Origin of the sequence: Citrobacter sp. Cpo100, assembly GCF_030332595.1 — a bacterium.
In the GTDB taxonomy this organism is placed as follows: Bacteria; Pseudomonadota; Gammaproteobacteria; order Enterobacterales; family Enterobacteriaceae; genus Citrobacter; species Citrobacter portucalensis.
This window is the reverse complement of record NZ_JAOWHM010000026.1, coordinates 138085-157726: the sequence shown is the minus strand read 5'-3', so window position 1 is coordinate 157726 and position 19642 is coordinate 138085. Positions and strand designations below refer to the sequence as shown.

15 protein-coding genes and 1 other RNA gene are annotated in these 19642 nt (G+C 49.4%); 5 read left to right on the top strand and 11 right to left on the bottom strand.

Features of this window, described 5'->3' with window-relative positions; translation table 11 throughout:
* Positions 1-78 precede the first annotated feature (78 nt).
* The 11 genes from OGX96_RS04245 to garP all read right to left on the bottom strand — a co-directional run bounded on the left by OGX96_RS04245 (position 79) and on the right by garP (position 13060).
* Entirely contained in the window at positions 79-474 is a 396-nt protein-coding gene (locus tag OGX96_RS04245; RefSeq protein WP_003828585.1) for an enamine/imine deaminase, read from the bottom strand.
* A 13-nt stretch (positions 475-487) separates the two neighbouring features.
* Positions 488-2782: a formate C-acetyltransferase gene (gene pflB, locus OGX96_RS04240; protein WP_043017750.1), complete on the bottom strand. Its 2295-nt coding sequence runs from the start codon at positions 2780-2782 to the stop codon at positions 488-490.
* Positions 2783-2810: 28 nt separating this feature from the next.
* Positions 2811-4019 (bottom strand): propionate kinase, encoded by a 1209-nt coding sequence (tdcD, locus tag OGX96_RS04235; protein WP_286582300.1) that lies wholly within the window; start codon positions 4017-4019, stop codon positions 2811-2813.
* 31 nt (positions 4020-4050) lie between these two features.
* Complete coding sequence (tdcC, locus tag OGX96_RS04230; RefSeq protein WP_008785886.1) at positions 4051-5382, bottom strand: threonine/serine transporter TdcC; 1332 nt, start codon at positions 5380-5382, stop codon at positions 4051-4053.
* 22 nt (positions 5383-5404) lie between these two features.
* The gene (gene tdcB / locus OGX96_RS04225; RefSeq protein ID WP_003828594.1) at positions 5405-6394 is read right to left on the bottom strand and encodes a bifunctional threonine ammonia-lyase/L-serine ammonia-lyase TdcB; all 990 of its coding nucleotides are present in this window, start codon (positions 6392-6394) and stop codon (positions 5405-5407) included.
* Between the two features lie 98 nt (positions 6395-6492).
* Complete coding sequence (gene tdcA / locus OGX96_RS04220; RefSeq protein WP_003828596.1) at positions 6493-7431, bottom strand: transcriptional regulator TdcA; 939 nt, start codon at positions 7429-7431, stop codon at positions 6493-6495.
* 967 nt (positions 7432-8398) lie between these two features.
* An RNA gene (gene rnpB, locus OGX96_RS04215) (RNase P RNA component class A) lies at positions 8399-8775 on the bottom strand.
* 32 nt (positions 8776-8807) lie between these two features.
* Complete coding sequence (gene garK / locus OGX96_RS04210; protein WP_032941740.1) at positions 8808-9953, bottom strand: glycerate 2-kinase; 1146 nt, start codon at positions 9951-9953, stop codon at positions 8808-8810.
* Positions 9954-10018: 65 nt separating this feature from the next.
* A complete protein-coding gene (gene garR, locus OGX96_RS04205; RefSeq protein ID WP_003828600.1) occupies positions 10019-10909 on the bottom strand; it encodes a 2-hydroxy-3-oxopropionate reductase in 891 nt (296 codons plus the stop codon).
* Between the two features lie 30 nt (positions 10910-10939).
* Entirely contained in the window at positions 10940-11710 is a 771-nt protein-coding gene (gene garL, locus OGX96_RS04200) for a 2-dehydro-3-deoxyglucarate aldolase (RefSeq protein ID WP_008785889.1), read from the bottom strand.
* A 15-nt stretch (positions 11711-11725) separates the two neighbouring features.
* Positions 11726-13060 (bottom strand): galactarate/glucarate/glycerate transporter GarP, encoded by a 1335-nt coding sequence (garP, locus tag OGX96_RS04195; RefSeq protein WP_008785890.1) that lies wholly within the window; start codon positions 13058-13060, stop codon positions 11726-11728.
* A 405-nt stretch (positions 13061-13465) separates the two neighbouring features.
* Here garP and garD point away from each other — a divergent pair, with 405 nt between their 5' ends.
* The 5 genes from garD (at position 13466) to OGX96_RS04170 (ending at position 19627) form a co-directional block, all read left to right on the top strand.
* Positions 13466-15037, top strand: a complete 1572-nt coding sequence (gene garD / locus OGX96_RS04190; protein WP_198801743.1) for a galactarate dehydratase — start codon at positions 13466-13468, stop codon at positions 15035-15037.
* Between the two features lie 355 nt (positions 15038-15392).
* Positions 15393-16652 (top strand): ABC transporter substrate-binding protein, encoded by a 1260-nt coding sequence (locus OGX96_RS04185; protein ID WP_071445996.1) that lies wholly within the window; start codon positions 15393-15395, stop codon positions 16650-16652.
* Positions 16653-16730: 78 nt separating this feature from the next.
* Positions 16731-17675, top strand: a complete 945-nt coding sequence (locus tag OGX96_RS04180) for a carbohydrate ABC transporter permease (RefSeq protein ID WP_079934944.1) — start codon at positions 16731-16733, stop codon at positions 17673-17675.
* Between the two features lie 9 nt (positions 17676-17684).
* Positions 17685-18509 (top strand): carbohydrate ABC transporter permease, encoded by an 825-nt coding sequence (locus OGX96_RS04175; protein WP_003024907.1) that lies wholly within the window; start codon positions 17685-17687, stop codon positions 18507-18509.
* 11 nt (positions 18510-18520) lie between these two features.
* On the top strand, positions 18521-19627 hold the full coding sequence (locus OGX96_RS04170; RefSeq protein ID WP_008785894.1) for an ABC transporter ATP-binding protein: 1107 nt from the start codon (positions 18521-18523) through the stop codon (positions 19625-19627).
* Positions 19628-19642 lie beyond the last annotated feature (15 nt).

Genomic DNA, 19642 nt, shown 5'->3' with positions numbered 1-19642 from the left:
CTCGGATTGCCGTTCAGTGAAGACCAGGTTTCACACTCATTAAGGATCGGGGCGATCCTGAGATCGCCCCGCAAGGGATTACAGCGTGTCGCCACGTACGGCGATGGCTTCAATCTCCAGTTTCACATCCTTTGGTAAGCGGGCGACCTGCACGCAGCTGCGCGTGGGGTAGATTGCCTTATGCTCATCAAAGAACTGCTGGTACACCTGATTAATGGTGGCGAAGTCGTTCAGGTCAGAAACGAAAACGGTCGTCTTCACGATATCGCTCACTTTCAAACCTGCGGACTCGACGATCGCTTTCACGTTTTCCAGGCTTTGACGCGCCTGATCGGCCACGTTTTCAGCCACTTCACCGGTCTGTGGACACACCGGGATTTGACCTGACGTCAACACCATGCTGCCCAGATCCACACCCTGTACGTAAGGCCCAATCGCCCCTGGCGCACATTCGGTTGCAATTACTTTTCTCATAGTCCCTCCGGCGTCAGAGCGCCTGGGTGAAAGTACGTGAAATAACATCCTGCTGCTGTTCGCGGGTCAGCGCGTTGAAGCGCACCGCATAGCCAGACACGCGGATCGTCAGGTTCGGATAGTTTTCCGGGTGCTCAATGGCATCCATCAACATTTCACGGTTCATAACGTTAACGTTCAGATGCTGCCCGCCTTCCACATGCGCTTCATGGTGGAAGTAACCGTCCAGCAGACCGACCAGGTTGGTTTTACGCACCCCATCCTCTTTGCCCAGCGCTGCCGGAACAATGGAGAAGGTGTACGAGATACCGTCTTTGGCATAGGTGAACGGCAGTTTGGCAACCGAGGTTAACGACGCCACCGCACCTTTACGATCGCGGCCGTGCATCGGGTTCGCCCCTGGCGCAAACGGCGTACCTGCGCGACGTCCGTCCGGCGTGTTACCGGTTTTCTGTCCGTACACCACGTTGGAGGTAATGGTCAGAATGGACTGCGTCGGCACCGCGTTACGGTAGGTTGGCAACACCTTAATTTTCTTCATAAAGCGTTCGACCAGGTCGCAGGCAATGCTGTCTACGCGCTCATCGTTGTTACCGTATTGCGGATAGTCGCCTTCGATTTCGAAATCAACTGCCAGACCATTTTCATCACGAATCGGTTTCACGCGAGCGTATTTGATAGCCGACAGAGAATCCGCCGCCACGGACAGACCCGCCATACCACAGGCCATCGTGCGATAGACATCACGATCGTGCAGCGCCATCAGCGAAGCTTCGTAGCTGTACTTGTCGTGCATGTAGTGGATGATGTTCAGCGCACTGATGTACTGCACGGCCAGCCAGTCCATAAAGTGGTCCAGGCTCTCCATCACCGTGTCGTAGTCCAACACGTCATCCATCAGCGGTGCCGTTTTCGGCCCGACCTGGATTTTCAGCTTCTCATCCACGCCGCCGTTGATTGCATACAGCAACGTTTTGGCGAGGTTGGCACGCGCCCCGAAGAACTGCATTTGCTTGCCGATAACCATCGGGCTGACGCAGCAGGCAATGGCATAGTCATCGCTGTCAAAGTCGGCACGCATCAGATCGTCGTTTTCATACTGCAAAGACGAGGTGATGATAGACACCTGGGCGGCGTACTTTTTGAAGGCTATCGGTAGCTGCTCAGACCACAGCACCGTCAGGTTCGGCTCAGGTGCCGGGCCCATGGTGTGCAGCGTATGCAGATAGCGGAACGAGTTTTTGGTCACCAGCGTGCGGCCATCCAGTCCCATACCGCCGATAACTTCGGTCGCCCAGATTGGGTCGCCTGAGAACAGGGTGTCGAATTCCGGCGTACGCAGGAAGCGCACCATACGGATCTTCATAATGAAGTGGTCGATCAGCTCCTGCGCCTGCTGCTCGTTTAAAATTCCCGCTTTGAAATCGCGCTCAATGTAGATGTCGAGGAACGATGCGGTACGGCCCAGCGACATAGCGCCACCGTTCTGAGATTTCACCGCAGCCAGGTAAGCAAAGTACACCCACTGCACCGCTTCCTGCGCATTACGCGCCGGACGGGAGATATCGCAGCCGTATTTCGCCGCCATTTCCTGCATTTGCAGCAGGGCGCGACGGTGTTCAGACAGCTCTTCGCGCAGACGAATCGTGGCTTCAAGATTCTGGCCCCACTCCAGGTTCGACTGGAGATCGGCAAACTGCAGTTCACGCTCACGCACCAGATAGCGGATACCGTACAGCGCGACGCGGCGGTAGTCACCGATGATACGGCCACGACCGTAACCATCCGGCAGACCGGTCAGCACGCCGGATTTACGGCAGCGCAGCATATCCGGAGAGTAGGCATCGAATACGCCCTGGTTATGGGTTTTACGCAGTTCAGTAAACTGGTATTCAAAATCAGCATCCATCTCACGACCATAAGCATCAAAAGAGCTTTTGATCATGTTGATGCCGCCAAACGGATGCAGAGCACGCTTGAGCGGCTTATCCGTTTGCAGACCGACGATTTTTTCCAGTTCTTGTTCAATATAACCCGCATCATGCGCGGTTATCGTGGTAGCAATATTGGTATCGAAATCAACCGGCGCGTGCGTCGAGTTTTCAATACGGATGCCCGCCATGACTTTTTCCCACAATGCAGTGGTCGCAGGCGTTGCTTCGGCGAGGAAAGATTCATCCCCTTCATAAGGCGTATAGTTGTGCTGAATAAAATCACGGACATTAATTTCTTCTTTCCAGTCCGTACCTTTAAAGCCATTCCAGGCTTCGGCATACAGCATATCGCTGGTATCGATATTTACCTTCATGAAAAATAATCTCTCTGCTGAAATTTAATTATGCAAATTCTACTGGTGTATTAATTTTGCCTAAGGCAATGGCATCACGCGCAATCATTTTCTCTTCATTTGTGGGAATAACCGCACAAATAACACGAGCATCTTTATTAGAGATAATTCTTTCGCCATGGGAATTTGGCAGGCTATTCATTTCGCTGTCGATATTCACCCCTAAAACGGCGAGATGTTCAATAACCAGACGACGAACTAATACCGAGTTTTCACCAATTCCGCCGGTGAAAATAATCCCATCAAGACGATGCAGCGATGCGGCATGTCCGGCGATATGGCGTGCAATACGATGCACAAACGTTTTAATCGCCAGCTGCGCACGCTCATGTCCTTCGTGCCAGGCTTTTTCTAACGTACGTAAGTCAGAGGACAGACCGGAAATACCCAGTAAACCGGACTCTTTATTCACTACGCGCTCAAGGTCGCTCAGCGTCTGGTTGGTTTCGCTGGCAATCCACGCCATCGCGCCGAAATCGACGTCGCCGCTGCGTGTGCCCATCATCAGCCCTTCCAGCGGCGTCATGCCCATTGAGGTATCAACGCTCTGTCCATTACGTACCGCACAGATTGACGCGCCGTTCCCAAGGTGCGCCACAACCAGACCGGAGTCATCACTCTGCAGCTCAAGAAGCTCATGCGCCCGTTGAGAAACATAGCGGTGCGACGTGCCGTGGAAGCCATAACGACGAACGCCCAACTCCTCAAAATATTTCCACGGTAAACCGTACAGATAGGCTTCAGGAGCCATCGTCTGGTGGAAGCTGGTATCAAATACCGCCACCTGCTGCACGCCTGGGAAAAGGTGCTGAGCAGATTCGATCCCACTCAGGTTCGCATAATTATGTAACGGAGCTAGCGGCGATACCCGACGAATATTATCGATAACTTCGTCAGTAATAATTGCTGATTCGGTAAAGATATTTCCGCCGTGGGCAATGCGGTGGCCAATTAAGGCCACACTGTCCATTAAATTACGTTTCTCTAGTTCAACGGCAATTGCTTTTAATGCGTCTTCGTAGCTGTGGTGAGCCAGCTTAGCTGGCTCTCCCCCATTAATTGCTATGAACGCATTTTCAGAGTTAATACCGTCTGCGATCCCCGCCATTAAAACTTCACAGTTTGCTGCATCCAGCACTGAGAATTTAATGGAAGACGAACCACAGTTAATAACCAGTACTACCGGAAACTCATTCATTTCACTACTCCGCTCATCCTGAGCTTAAGGATTAAAACAGTTTGTAGACGATGTTCAGGATGGTCAGCAGACCAATCACGGTAACAAACACGTTATCCAGACGGCCACGGTATTTCGCCAGTGATGGCGCTTTACGGATGGCATACATCGGCAGCAGGCAGAGCAGAGAGGCAATAATCGGCGCGCCCATTGCTTCAATCAGGTCCAGGATGTTCGGGTTGGCGTAAGCCACAACCCAGGTGGATCCCATGATGAAGATCATGCTGATGGTATTAAGTTTGCCGGCAGAAACTTTCGTTTTATCGCCTTTGTAACCAAACTTCAGCACCAGACCGTTCAGACCTTCCAGCGTCCCCAGATAGTGGCCGAAGAAAGATTTGAAGATAGCAACCAGGGCGATGATTGAAGCACCGTACTCCAGAACAGTTGCGAAGGTGGACTTCGTACCGGACAGTGAAGCGAAGTGGTTTGCCAGGTAAGACAGCACAGGAATGTTTTGCGCTTTCGCATCCGCCATGTTTGCCGGAGAGAGCGTGAACAGGCAGCTAAAGGCGAAGAACATTACCACCGCAACCATCAGCATACTGGCGCGGGAGATGATTTTAGAACATTTCTGCTCGGTGAATTCGCGACCGTAATCTTTTTCATACTCTTCGCGTTTAGAGACGACGAAGGAAGAAACGATTGGCGAGAAGTTGAAAGAGAACACCATGATGGAAATACCCAGCCATACGGTAACCAGGATGCCGTCATGGCCAGTCAGGGCGATATTGCTGATATCAACCTGATCGATAACCGCAGAGTTCCAGTAAGGAATCAGTGACAGAGAGATAAGCACCAGGCTGGCAATGAACGGCCATACCAGGTAGCTCATCACTTTAACCATCAGATCTTTACCAAACCAGATGACGAATGCCATCAGCAGCAGCAGGAACAGCGCCACGAAGCCACGGTTCAGCGCGGGCATCTGCAGCTGGTTTTCCCAGAAGGTCATAAAGGTGTTGGTAATGGTGACGCCATAAATCCACAGCAGCGGACAAATCGCAAAGAAGTAGAGGAACGTGATAACCACGCCGCCCGTTTTACCAAAGTGCTCTTCAACCGTTTCTGTGATGTTACCGGAAGGGTTAGAACCGGAAAGACACAGGCGTGCCAGCGCACGGTGGCAATAGAAGGCGATGGGGTATGCTAACACCAGCATGATCAGAATGGGGATCAGTCCGCCAAAACCTGCGCGGATAGGGAAGAACAGCACCCCAGCGCCGATGGCTGTACCAAATAAACCCAGTGTCCAGGTGGTGTCCGATTTGCGCCAGGACGACTGTTTTGTCTGGCTGGATACAATGCTATCAGTAGTACTCATATCCTATCCTCAACGAAGTATATTAAGCGTCAACTAAACCAGTAATTTGAGATACACGAGAAAGGTCGATATTACCGCCAGAAATAATGCTGACTGTTTTTCTGTTCTGGATATAGCTATCTAATTTCCCGCTTAATAATGCTGCGCATGCCAGCGCGCCGGCACCTTCAGTCACAACTTTATTTCGCTGAATTAATGCCACCATGCTGTTGCGAATTTCATCTTCGCTGACCAGGACAATGTCATCCACCAACTCACGAACAATTTCATACGTTAAAGTACCCGGGCGGGAAACGTCACAACCATCCGCCAGGGTGCCGGTCGTTCGGTGCGTGGTTATTTCTCCAGCGTGGAAAGAAGCCGCCATGCCGTGAACGTTTTCAGATTGTACGCCAATAATTTTAATGGTCGGGTTAATAGATTTAATTGCCACCGCAATACCAGCAATCAATCCACCACCGCCAATTGGCACAATCACGTTATCGACATCGTACAGATCTTCCAGAATTTCCAGACCAATAGTGCCCTGACCAGCAATAACTTTCGGGTCATCATAGGGTGGAATAAAGATGCGGCCTTCAGTTTCCACAATCTCGCTAACCTTAGCGATGGTGTCGTTGAAGTTGTCGCCGTGCAGTACAACTTCTGCGGAATAATCGCAGGTTGCCGCTACTTTAGACTTCGGTGCGCCTTTCGGCATCACCACTTTGCCGTCGATTCCGAGCATAGCGCAGGAGAGAGAAACACCTTGCGCATGGTTACCTGCAGAGCAAGCCACCACGCCCTTACATCTTTCAGCTTCGGTTAATGAACTGAGCTTGTTAAAAGCACCACGGATTTTAAATGAACCGGTACGCTGCATGTTTTCAAACTTGAGGAAAATTTCCCCTTTGCAACGTTCACTAAAATAGTTAGAGCGAGGCATTCCCGTTTTATAAATTTTCCCCGCAAGTCTTTTTTTCGCTTCGAGGATATCTTCAATTGCAACTGGGAGATCGTATGTAATGTGCATTAGAACCTCTTACCTGGGTATTAAAGTAAATAGATAGCCGTGACCATTGTCAGATATAGACAAATGGCGTTTATTTCGTGTTAAAACAAATTCAATCTTTAATCAATTTCAATTAATTGCCTTCGTCTCCGACAATTATATGATGAATATTCTTTGGCTAATTCCACCAAAATAGATGCTGCTTTTTTAATTCGATAATTTTTCGACCACACGGCGGCATAGCGCGCGACGGGTAAGGTTTCTTCTACCGGGATAGTAATAAACTGGTTTGAGCCAAACGGTGTGGTCATATCGCAGGGAATTACTGTTAAGAAATCAGCATTGAGAACAAGATTATAAATCGTAACGACAGAGTCTGTTTTAACGATGTTTTCACTGCTGATGCCATTATTCTGTAACGTGGTAAGAAGTTCGCTGTAGTACCCCATATTCGTTTGTGGCAACACCCACTGTTCGTTTTTCAACGCGCTCAGCGAGGTGATGCCGGTGCATGTTCGGGACTTGCTGGCAACCAGGATAAAGTCTGACTCAAAGAGCGGCTCAACATGCAGATCGTGCAGTTTCATCTCATCACTCAGCGTACCGATGGCGAAATCCAGACGTCCGTCACGGATTGCCGGTAAGAAGGAGGAGAGCTGAGCTTCATACATAGAAACCTGCGCCTTCGGGAACACTTCTTTGAATTTTTTAATCATGCCGGACATGATGGTGAAGGCAATCAGTGAAGGAAAGCCAAACGACACATCAACGACCGCGTTGCTCGTCATGCTGTTCATCTCATCAACCATGTTTTTCATTTCACGGGTAATAGATTCAGACCATGAGAGCATCACCTGCCCTGCCTGAGTCAATGTCACACCAGTATTTTTACGTACAACTAACTCAATACCGAAATAAGCCTCTACATCATTAATGATTTTGCTGACAGCCGGTTGAGTTAAACCTAATTCTTTTGCAGCTGAGCCGATAGAACCGCTTCTAATGACTTCCTGAAAGACCACTAAGTGCTGTGTTTTAGGGAGTGTAATAGTATTCATATCGACCTGCGTTAATTACTTTGTTGACGGCAGGAAGTGTACCAAATTAAGCGAACAAGGATATGTGCTACCCCTCACAAATCCCCTTGACTTACATTTTGTAAGACTATCGTTGAAATTTAAATCACTTAATAATCATATAGATATGAATTATCGATCTCACTTTATCCTGATTTTAGTCAAAAAAAGATGGGGGGATAACGATTTTTTATGGCTATAACCCCCCCATTTTTTCCACTATTTTTTAAAACCATGAAAGGCTATATTTCAATCAATTACAGAACAATTATCAGGCAAGATGGCGCTTAAATTTAATAAACAACTTATCAAATTTAATTATATTTTAATGATTATGGCTATTAAATAACGTTATGCATCACATTTTTTCGCCATATTTGTTTGTAAAGAAACATTGCATTTATTAAAATTCAATCTAAAAAACACAAACAATTATCATATGCAACATTATATTAACACTGATTTTGTGCAATTTATTAGCAAGTAATTTTGTGATGGCGATCGATTGCGTTCGATTATTCTCGATAAAAACGTATCGCACAGTGTTTTGTGTTGGTCGTCACAAAATTAGAAATATCCACCGACACATTCCCCTCAGATAAAAGAAATTCGGTGCATAAATAATAGGGATATAAAAATTAGATAAGAAGGAAATAAGCGCCTGCATCCTCGAAAACCAATCTCAATGCTCGCTGTAAAACCTCTGCCGGATGGCGGTGTAAACACCTTATCCGGCCTACAAAACCAGTCTCTCCCCCAGTAGGCCTGATAAGCGCAGCGCCATCAGGCATGGCAACCTGCCCAGAAAGCAAAAACCCCGCCGAAGCGGAGTTTTATTAAAAAGTGAAGCTGACCGATAAGGCGCGTTCTTTTGAGCATAACGTCGTGGACAGTCATTCATCTGGCTTACCCAGAAAGCAAAAACCCCGCCGAAGCGGGGTTTTATAAAGAGTGAAGCTGACCGATAAGCCGGGTTCTGTCGTGGACAGTCATTCATCTAGGCCAGCAATCGCTCACTGGCTCAAGCAGCCTACCCGGGTTCAGTACGGGCCGTACCTTGTGAACCCCTATTTGGCCTTGCTCCGGGTGGAGTTTACCGTGCCACGGACTGTTACCAGCCGCGCGGTGCGCTCTTACCGCACCCTTTCACCCTTACCTGATCCCACTTGCGTGGGCCATCGGCGGTTTGCTCTCTGTTGCACTGGTCGTGGGTTTCCCCCCCAGGCGTTACCTGGCACCCTGCCCTATGGAGCCCGGACTTTCCTCCCCTCCGCCCGTCTCCCCCGAAGAGGACGACGACGAAGCGGCGACTGTCTGGTCAGCTTCGGCGCGCAGTATAGAGGGTTTGCGGGGCAATGTCACCCCGCACTGCGCATTCCTATCGCTAACGTGGCAGCGATGTTTCTTGAGGCGCGATAAATATTATCAAATGCCCCACGGAAGGCCTCTTCCAGCGTGCTGATGCTGGTCAATACGCTAAACACCGCATCGATACCATATTGATGCACTATCTCCACATCGCGCGTCAGGCTGCCGCCAATACCAATAACCGGCTTGTGGTACTTCTTCGCGACATTCGCCACGCCTACCGGCACTTTGCCGTGAATGCTCTGGCTGTCGATCCGCCCTTCGCCGGTCACCACCAGCGTACAGTCGTGAATATGCTCTTCCAGATTGAGCGCCTGGGTCACAATCTCGATACCGCTGCGTAGCTCGGCGCCTAAAAAAGCCATTAATGCCGCGCCCATTCCGCCTGCCGCACCGGAGCCTGGCACATCTTTCACATCGACCCGCAGCGATTTTTTAATGATGTCGGCATAGTGAGACAGATTACGGTCCAGTTCGAGAATGCGTTCTTCCGTCGCCCCTTTCTGCGGGCCAAAAATGCGCGAAGCGCCAGAATCGCCGATGAGTGGATTAGTCACATCGCAGGCCACGCGAATAGAACAGGTTTTTAAGCGCGGATCCAGACCCGAGATATCGATGGAGTTCAGACTCATCAGGCTTCCCCCACCGTAGCCAATTTCTGTCCCGTTGGCGTCACAAAGTTTTGCCCCCAGCGCCTGCACCATACCCGCGCCACCGTCGTTGGTCGCACTGCCGCCGATGCCAATAATGATGCTCTGCGCACCGCTATCCAGCGCCTGCAAAATCAGCTCTCCGGTACCGCGTGACGTAGTGACTAAAGGGTTGCGCTTTTCAGGAGGCACCAACGCCAGACCGCTGGCTGCCGCCATTTCGATAAACGCAGTTTTACCATCTCCAGACATGCCCCAGCAGGCATTCACTTTTTCGCCCAGCGGCCCCGTTACTTGCGCTGAATGTTCACTCCCTTGCGTCGCGGCAATCATGGCTTCAACCGTTCCTTCGCCGCCATCGGCAACCGGAACAGAAACATATTGCGCATCGGGGAAAATTTCCCGAAATCCTTTTTCTATTGCCTGAGCTACCTCGGTGGCAGAAAGGCTTTCTTTATAAGAGTCTGGGGCAATTACGATTTTCATAGTTATGTAGCCTGACTGTGCCGCGCAAGGCAAGAAATACAGGGCGCACATCCGCGCCCTTCTTGTTAGCGAGTGACTTCCACTTTCGCCAGTTTTTCGTAGTAGCATGCGAGCGCACTGTGATCGGCAGTACCCAATCCATCTGCGCGTAGCGCCTGCATCATCTCCATGACTGCTGCAGTCAGCGGCAACTGAGCGCCAACGCCATGAGAGGTATCCAGCGCGTTCGCCAGGTCTTTGATATGCAGGTCAATACGGAAACCTGGTTTAAAGTTGCGATCCATCACCATCGGCGCTTTCGCATCCAGCACGGTGCTGCCTGCCAGCCCGCCACGGATCGCCTGATACACCAGATCCGGATTCACACCCGCTTTGGTCGCCAGCGTCAGCGCTTCAGACATCGCGGCAATGTTCAGCGCCACAATCACCTGATTCGCCAGCTTGGTGACGTTACCCGCGCCAATTTCACCGGTATGTACCACGGAGCCTGCCATCGCTTTCAGCAGATCGTAGTACTTGTCGAAAATCGCTTTATCGCCGCCGACCATCACCGACAACGTGCCGTCAATCGCTTTTGGCTCGCCGCCGCTGACCGGCGCATCCAGCATATCCACGCCTTTCGCTTTCAGCGCATCGCTAATTTCACGGCTGGCTAACGGCGCGATGGAGCTCATGTCGATAAGCACTGTGCCCGGTTTCGCCCCTTCAATAATGCCGCCTTCACCCAGTGCTACTTCCTTAACATGCGGAGAGTTCGGCAGCATGGTGATGATCACATCACACTGCTCAGCGATATCTTTCGCCGTGGCGGCAGTTTCAGCGCCTGCGGCAATCACTTCCGCAATAGATTCCGGGTTACGGTCAGCAACCACCAGCGAGTAACCTGCCTTGAGGAGGTTTTTACTCATTGGTTTACCCATAATACCGAGGCCAATAAAACCAACTTTCATTGTCATGTCTTTATCTCTCTCTACTGTCGATGGTGGTTATTTCTTAAAAGAATCAGCCAGTTTCTGCGTGGCTGAACGGAACACGCCAAGGTCGCTGCCAACGGCAACAAACGTCGCGCCCCACTCCAGATAACGACGCGCATCCGCCTCTACCGGGGCCAGAATGCCGCTTGGTTTGCCGTGTGCTTTCGCGCGGGCAAAAATGTGCTGGATAGCTTTCTGCACATCAGGATGTGACGCATTGCCGAGGTGACCTAGCGCCGCGGCCAGATCGCTTGGTCCGACGAAGACACCGTCAACACCTTCTGTCGCCGCGATTGCGTCAACGTTATCAACGCCCTGCTGACTTTCGATCTGCACGATGATGGTGATGTTCTTATTCGACTGCGCAAAGTAGTCCGGTACGGTGCCAAACATATTGGCGCGATGGGATACGGACACGCCGCGAATACCTTCCGGCGGATAGCGGGTCGACGCCACAGCGTTAACCGCTTCTTCTTCCGTCTCAACGAACGGGATCAGGAAGTTGTAAAACCCGATATCCAGCAGACGCTTGATAATTACCGGCTCGTTGGTTGGTACACGCACTACCGCCGCGCTGTCGCTGCCTTTCAGCGCCATCAATTGCGGAATAAACGTCGAGATATCATTCGGCGCATGTTCGCCATCCAGTACCAGCCAGTCAAAACCTGCCAGGCCTAAAACTTCGGTACTGATTGGGCTGGCCAATGCAGACCAGCAGCCAATCTGAATTTGTTGCGCCGCGAGGGCCGCTTTAAACTTATTCGGGAAAATCGTGTTATTCATCGCCTATACCTTTGTTTATTTCTGCAATTCCATACGTTTAATGTCACCGACAATAAACAGGTAGCAAACCATTGCCATCAGCGCCGAGCACCCTACAAACATCAGCGCAGCATTAAATGAGTGCAGCTCGCTCACCAGATACCCAATCACCAGCGGGGTGACGATGGAAGCCACGTTGCCAAATACGTTAAATACCCCACCGCACAGACCGACAATCTCTTTCGGCGCGGTATCGGAAATCACCGGCCAACCCAGCGCGCCGAAACCTTTACCGAAGAACGCCAGCGCCATCAGCGCCACCACAAGAGCGGTATTATCGGTGTAGTTACACAGAATAATGGTCGATGCGAGCAACATGCCGAGCACTATCGGCAGCTTACGCGCCAGGGTAATGCTGAAACCACGTTTAATCAGATAATCAGAGAACACGCCGCCGAGCACGCCACCGAAAAACCCACACAGTGCCGGAATCGAAGCCACCAGGCCCACTTTCAGAATCGACATACCTTTTTCCTGAACCAGGTAAATCGGGAACCAGGTGAGAAAAAACCAGGTAATTGTGTTGATAAAATACTGGCCAAAGAACACACCAAGCATCATACGATTTGTCAGCAACTGCTTGATATAATGCAGTTTAGGACCACCTGACTTCACATCGCCCGGTTTTTTATGGTCCATATCCACGACCGCGCCGTTTTCAGAGATAAACTTCAACTCTTCTTGCGACATGCGCGGGTGATCGGTTGGGTTATGAATAAACTTTACCCACAGTCCGGTAAGCACAAAACCAATCACACCCATCACGGTAAAGACGTGCTCCCAGCCCCAGGCGAAGGTCAGCCAGCCGAGCAGCGGGGAAAACAGCGCCAGGGAGAAATACTGTGCGGAGTTAAAAATCGCGGATGCCGTGCCGCGCTCTTTCGTTGGGAACCAGGCTGCCACGATACGGGCATTAGCCGGGAAGGATGGCGCTTCCGAGAAGCCCAGCATAAAGCGCATGATGAACATTGAAATACCCGCCCAGGCCAGCGGGAACATGTCCACAAAGCCCTGCAGGAAGGTAAACAGTGACCAGAAGAACAAACTGTAGGTGTAGACTTTCTTCGAGCCGAATTTATCCAGCAGCCAGCCGCCGGGGATTTGCATCAACAGGTAAGCCCAGCCGAAGGCGGAGAAAATGTAACCCATTGAGATGGCGCTGAGATGTAACTCTTTCGCCACTTCAGTTCCGGCAATAGACAGCGTCGCACGGTCCGCATAGTTAACGGCTGTAACAATAAATATTATCAGCAATATTAAATAACGGGTGTGCGTACCTTTCTTTTTCTCGACAACTGTATCCAATATCATTCTATTTACCTCGGGCACATAAAAGGTTTTTATTATTATTTTGTGGGTATTTCTCGTGATAAATTACCGATAATAAAAATAGATAATAATTTATCAGACGTTATGAAACCGTGATTTAGTATAATCATCAGCACAACGTTAATCATTGTGCAAGCGCTCATTAAATACACGTTATTAAATTAATGTTTTGGGCATATGCACACAAGCATGGGCGCTAATGCACACATTTACGTATTGCTACCACTGGTGACGCGGCCTTGCTGAGTTTAAGTGATCATCGTCACATTCTTCACGTTAAACTCCTGACATTCTTATTTCACGATACCGAATCTTTATTACTTACAATTAGATTCAAAATATAAATATCCACACTATTATCACCACCTTGTTGGAGAATACTGGACAATGGCCGACATCGAAATCAGACAAGAATCGCCAACGGCGTTTTATATTAAAGTTCACGAAACAGATAATGTGGCGATAATTGTCAATGACAATGGTCTGAAAGCCGGAACGCGTTTTCCGGACGGACTGGAACTCATTGAACATATTCCCCAGGGTCATAAAGTGGCGCTATTGGATATTCCTGTTCATGGCGAAATCGTGCGTTATGGCGAAGTGATAGGCTATGCCGTTCGCGATATCCCACGCGGCAGCTGGATTGATGAATCAATGGTTGAGCTGCCCAAAGCCCCGCCGCTGGAGACGCTGCCGCTGGCAACTAAAGTGCCAGAGCCGCTGCCGCCTCTTGAGGGTTATACCTTTGAAGGTTACCGCAATGCTGACGGTAGCGTTGGTACCAAAAATCTACTCGGTATCTCCACCAGCGTGCACTGCGTAGCGGGCGTGGTGGATTATGTGGTGAAAATCATTGAGCGCGATCTGCTGCCTAAATACCCGAACGTCGACGGTGTGGTGGGGCTCAATCATCTCTACGGCTGCGGCGTGGCGATCAATGCTCCAGCCGCCATCATGCCGATTCGCACCATTCACAATATTGCGCTTAACCCAAATTTTGGCGGTGAAGTGATGGTCATCGGCCTCGGTTGCGAAAAACTGCAGCCAGAGCGGCTGCTGGAAGGCACGCACGACGTGAAAAGTATTCCGGTCGACAGCGCCAGTATCGTCAGCCTGCAGGATGAAAAGCACGTCGGCTTTCAATCGATGGTCACCGATATTCTGCAGGTGGCCGAACGTCACCTGGCAAAACTCAATCAGCGCCAACGTGAAACCTGCCCGGCTTCAGAACTGGTGGTCGGCATGCAGTGCGGCGGTAGCGATGCGTTCTCCGGCGTGACGGCCAACCCGGCGGTGGGTTATGCCTCCGACCTGTTAGTACGCTGCGGCGCGACCGTAATGTTCTCTGAAGTAACCGAAGTGCGCGATGCCATCCACCTTCTGACCCCACGTGCGATTAACGAAGAAGTAGGTAAACGCCTGCTCGAAGAGATGGCCTGGTACGATAACTACCTTGATATGGGCAAAACGGATCGCAGCGCCAACCCTTCTCCGGGCAACAAGAAAGGCGGTCTGGCAAACGTGGTGGAAAAGGCGCTGGGTTCGATTGCCAAGTCTGGCAAGAGCGCGATTGTCGAAGTATTGTCGCCGGGTCAGCGTCCAACCAAACGTGGCCTGATTTACGCTGCAACCCCCGCCAGTGATTTTGTTTGCGGTACACAACAGGTCGCTTCCGGGATCACCGTGCAGGTGTTCACTACCGGTCGCGGTACGCCATATGGCCTGATGGCCGTGCCGGTGATTAAAATGGCGACACGCACCGAGCTGGCCAACCGTTGGTTTGACCTGATGGACATTAACGCGGGCACCATCGCCACCGGAGAAGAAACCATTGAAGATGTGGGTCTGAAACTGTTCGAATTTATTCTCGACGTCGCCAGCGGGCGTAAGAAAACCTTCTCGGATCAGTGGGGACTGCATAACCAGCTGGCGGTGTTTAACCCAGCGCCAGTGACCTGATTATCGAAACGAAAGCCAACGAAAAAACGGGGATTTATCCCCGTTTTTTATGTCTATGTAACAACAAATAAAGTGATAACGTTCGCATTTTAAGAGGTTTTTTTAAACATCTGTTTTTTTCGATTCAAACCCACAAAATGAACCTAACAACATGAAATTAAACGAAATAACATCGCCATTGTTTTATGTTATATTTTCGTTTTGATAAAAGAGAAACCTACCGAAAGACGACCTTGTTTTAATGCGATAATCCCCTATTTTTTACCGCTTTGACTTTCTCCGATGTAAAACAGATTATTCATAGGCTCCTGTAATTTACCTCATAAGCATTCTGACCTGAATAAAGAGGGAAGTTATGTATACCCTGAATAAAAATAATGTCGCATTGGCCTGTCTTATTTCCTGTTTACTGGCAACTCCTGTCGTCGCGAGTGCTGAAGGCCAATCGGACGCAAAGCCTGTTAAATTACGCTACACGTTATGGGACCGTAATCAACTCCCTGGCGAACAACAGCTCGTTAATGAATTCGAAAAAAACAACCCTGGCATCAAAGTCGAAATTGAATTAACACCTTATGACCAATATTTTATCAAGCTAAGTTCAGCAGTCGGTGGAAATGTAGCACCGGATGTATTCTGGATGAACATGCCTAATTTCCAGCAATATGTTAAAAATGGCATGCTGGAACCACTGAGCAATTATCTGAAAGAGAAATCAGCGCCGAAACTGGATGATTTTGTTAAAAGCTCAGTCGATGCCTATCAATACCAGTCGCAGCAATATGCCATCCCAAGAGATATTGATGCAATTGCCGTCTGGTACAACAAAAAAATGTTCGATCAGGCTGGCGTGAGCTATCCCGATAAAAACTGGACATGGGACGATTTAAAACAAAAATCAGCGCAGTTGCGTAAAGGGCTGGATAAACAGTCTTATCCACTGGCAATGGAATTCAGCAGCGGACAGGACAGTTATTTTAACCTGCTATTACAGGCTGGCGATAAGATTGTCCTGCCTGAGGGCAAAACGGATGTTGCCAATGACAAAGCCATCGCCGTCTATCGCGATGTTCAAGGCATGCTGAACGCGGGACTAATCCAACCGCCAGGCGAGATGGAAGCCTCGGATGTCTTCCAGTCAAACCGGGTAGCCATGGTCTACGCAGGCTCATGGTGGGCATTACCCTTCTCTCAAAATGAGCTGATTAAGGATCACATCGGCGTGGTACCAATGCCTAAAATGGCAGAGCAAGCAGGTGTATCCCATAGCCTGGCATTTGCCATGTCAGCAAAAAGTCAGCATAAAGATGCGGCGTGGAAGTTCATTGAGTTCATGAGTTCTGAGCATGCGCAGCAGACGCTGGCTACGGGAAAAGTCGTGATCCCTGCGAACCAAAAAGTGGCCAAAGAGTGGGCTGAAGGCTTTAAGGGTATTGATGTTTCAGCCTATATAGATTCATTGGCTTTCTCACATAAATATCCAACCGCAGGCTCTAATACCGCCAAGTGGAATAGCATCCTGAATGATGGCTTGAAAAAAGTCTGGACGGGTACTGACCCTGAAAAAGTCATGCCTGGTGTTGCAAAACGCGTTGAACGAGAAATGCAGAAATAATCCTGAGGGAGCCATGCTCCCTCTCGCTTTCGCCCACGCAATATATTTTGGTTGCACAGTGAGCATCCCGGAGTCTGTATGAGCTATTCAGATGAAGCTGCATCCCCACAATTACCAGCCAGGGAAGTGCACAAAAAATCCCTGACCAAGCTGGAAAAAGAAGAACGCTTTTGGGGATGGATAATGATTATGCCGTTACTGGCGGGGTTAATTGTTTTTTACTTTACTCCATTCTTCCAGAACGTTTTTTATAGTTTCACCGACCTGGGCGAGTTTCAGATCTGGACGACGATCAGCTTAGATAACTATATTAATTTATTCAGCGATGATGAGTTTCGTTCAGCAATATATAACACCCTGGCCTATGTTTTTATTTGCGTACCGATAATCACCGTTTTGTCATTACTGCTCGCAATTGGCCTGAATCAGGCGATTCGCGGTCAGTGGTTGTTTCGCACGCTATTATTTCTACCCGCTGTCACTATGCCTGCGGCCATTGCTATGGTCTGGCAGTGGTTGATGAACCGAAACTTCGGCTTAATTAATCAGATCCTGGCTTTTTTCGATCTTCCGTCCATCGGTTGGTTATCCGATCCCGATGTCGTCCGCCTGAGCGCCTCGTTGGTTATCATCTGGTCGGCTATTGCGTTGAAGATGATCATTCTGCTCGCTGGATTGCAGGGGATCCCCAAACAAATTTATGAAGCGATGTCGCTGGATGGCATCAGCAAATTGCGTGGATTCTGGTCTATTACCTTACCGCTAATGATCCCAACGCTGTTTTTCGTACTGGTGATCTCTTTTATCGAAACGCTGCAAATTTTCGATGTGGTTTATCTGCTGTTTGGCAGTTCATCCATGGTGGACGATCAGACGATGACCATCGCCTATCTCTTCTATAAATACGCCTTTATCTACCATGAAAAAGGGTATGCCTCAGCAATCGCCGTGGTGATTTTCGTTATCACGATGGTCCTGACGCTGCTGCAAATATGGATTGGTAAACGACTTAAAGCACAGTGAGGCACCACGATGTTCATGACAAAACGTGAAAAATGGCTAATTTACGGCCTGATGATCCTCGCGACGCTGGTAACGGTGGTTCCGTTTATCTGGATGATCATCACCTCTTTTAAAACCCAGGCAGAAAGCATCGCCTTTCCGCCGATACTGCTACCCGCCAACCCAGGGTTTCAGGCTTACGGTAAAATCTTGCATGAAATGCCTTTTGGCAGCTTTTACTTTAACTCGATCGTCTCCACGCTGGTCATCGTCATTTTGCAGACGCTGATTGCGGCAATGGCAGCGTACGGTTTCTCCCGACTGCGTTTCAAAGGACGAGATGTCCTGTTTATGCTGTGTATTTCAATTCTGATGGTGCCCGGTCAGATCTTTTTAATCCCACAGTTTTTAACCGTTGAAAAAATCGGTTTGCTGAACTCAATTCCTGGACTGGTGTTACCGGGTTTATTCAGCATATATAGCGCCTTTTTATTACGTCAGTTTTTTCTGTCAGTACCTAAAGAACTGGAAGAGGCAGCCATTATGGATGGGTATAACCATCTGACTATTTTCTTCAAAATTATGCTGCCATTAATTAAACCGGGACTGATTGCCTGCGTCATTATTAACGGACTGTGGAGCTGGAATAATTTAATGTGGCCACTGATCGTCAACACCTCCATGGATAAAATGACATTACCAGTAGGATTAGCCTCACTTTCTGGCCGTTCAGGCGTGGAATATCCGATGTTAATGGCGGGCGCATTGCTGGCGATTATCCCGATGTTGTTACTTTATATCTTCTTCCAGCGCTATTTTATTCGCGGCATCGCTGGTGCCGGAATTAAAGGATAAGGGGCAGTGTTATGTCAGGTATTCAATTACAGGCAGTAAGCAAAGTCTATCCCAATGGCTTTCAGGCGATCCATGGCGTTGATCTTGAAATCCACGACGGCGAATTCATGGTGTTTGTCGGGCCATCAGGCTGCGCCAAATCAACGCTGCTACGCATGATTGCAGGTCTGGAAGATATCACTCATGGCCATATCGCAATCGGAGAGAAGTGCGTCAACGACCTGCTACCAAAGGAGCGAGGCGTTGCCATGGTCTTCCAGAATTATGCCCTCTATCCCCACATGACGATTTATAAAAATATGGCATTCAGTCTGTTAGGGAAAATGAGCAAAGAAGAAATTGATATCCGCGTCCGGGAAGCTGCACACAAGCTGGAAATCGAAACATTGCTCGACAAAAAGCCCGGTCAGCTTTCAGGCGGTCAATGCCAGCGAGTAGCCGTTGGCAGGGCCATCGTGCGTAAGCCAGACGTTTTTTTGTTTGATGAGCCGCTGTCCAACCTGGATGCAAAACTGCGTGTTTCAATGCGCGTGCGGCTGACAGAACTGCATCGACAACTGCGTCACGAAGGCGTGAGCGCAACCATGGTGTACGTCACGCACGATCAGATTGAAGCGATGACGATGGGAGACAGGATTTGCGTTCTAAATGGCGGTCGTATTATGCAGGTGGATACCCCAGGGAATATTTACCATCACCCCAGGAATAAATTTGTTGCTGGTTTTATTGGTAATCCGGCAATGAATATTATGCTGCTTGATATTGACCCCAGCACTCGTGGCCTGCGCCTGGCTGATAATTTAATCCTGCCATTAAATACGCGCTTGAGTAACCTACTGGAGCAATATCCGCACTCCAGCGTCTGGTTTGGCATCCGCTCAGAGGCCATTCAGTTAGCCTCGCAGCATGATGCCTCTGCGTTCGATGCGCACATTACCAACGTAGAAAGGATGGGCAACGAAGACCTTCTGCATTTTGATATTGGTGAGCAACATATGATCTTACGTATTAACTCCTCACCCGACTGGACCCCACTTCCCGGTGAATCTATCAAAGTGAAATTTAATCTGGATGCCGCCTTTTTGTTTGATAAAAAACATGAAGAAAATTTGGCCTGACCGTTATTCAGGCTA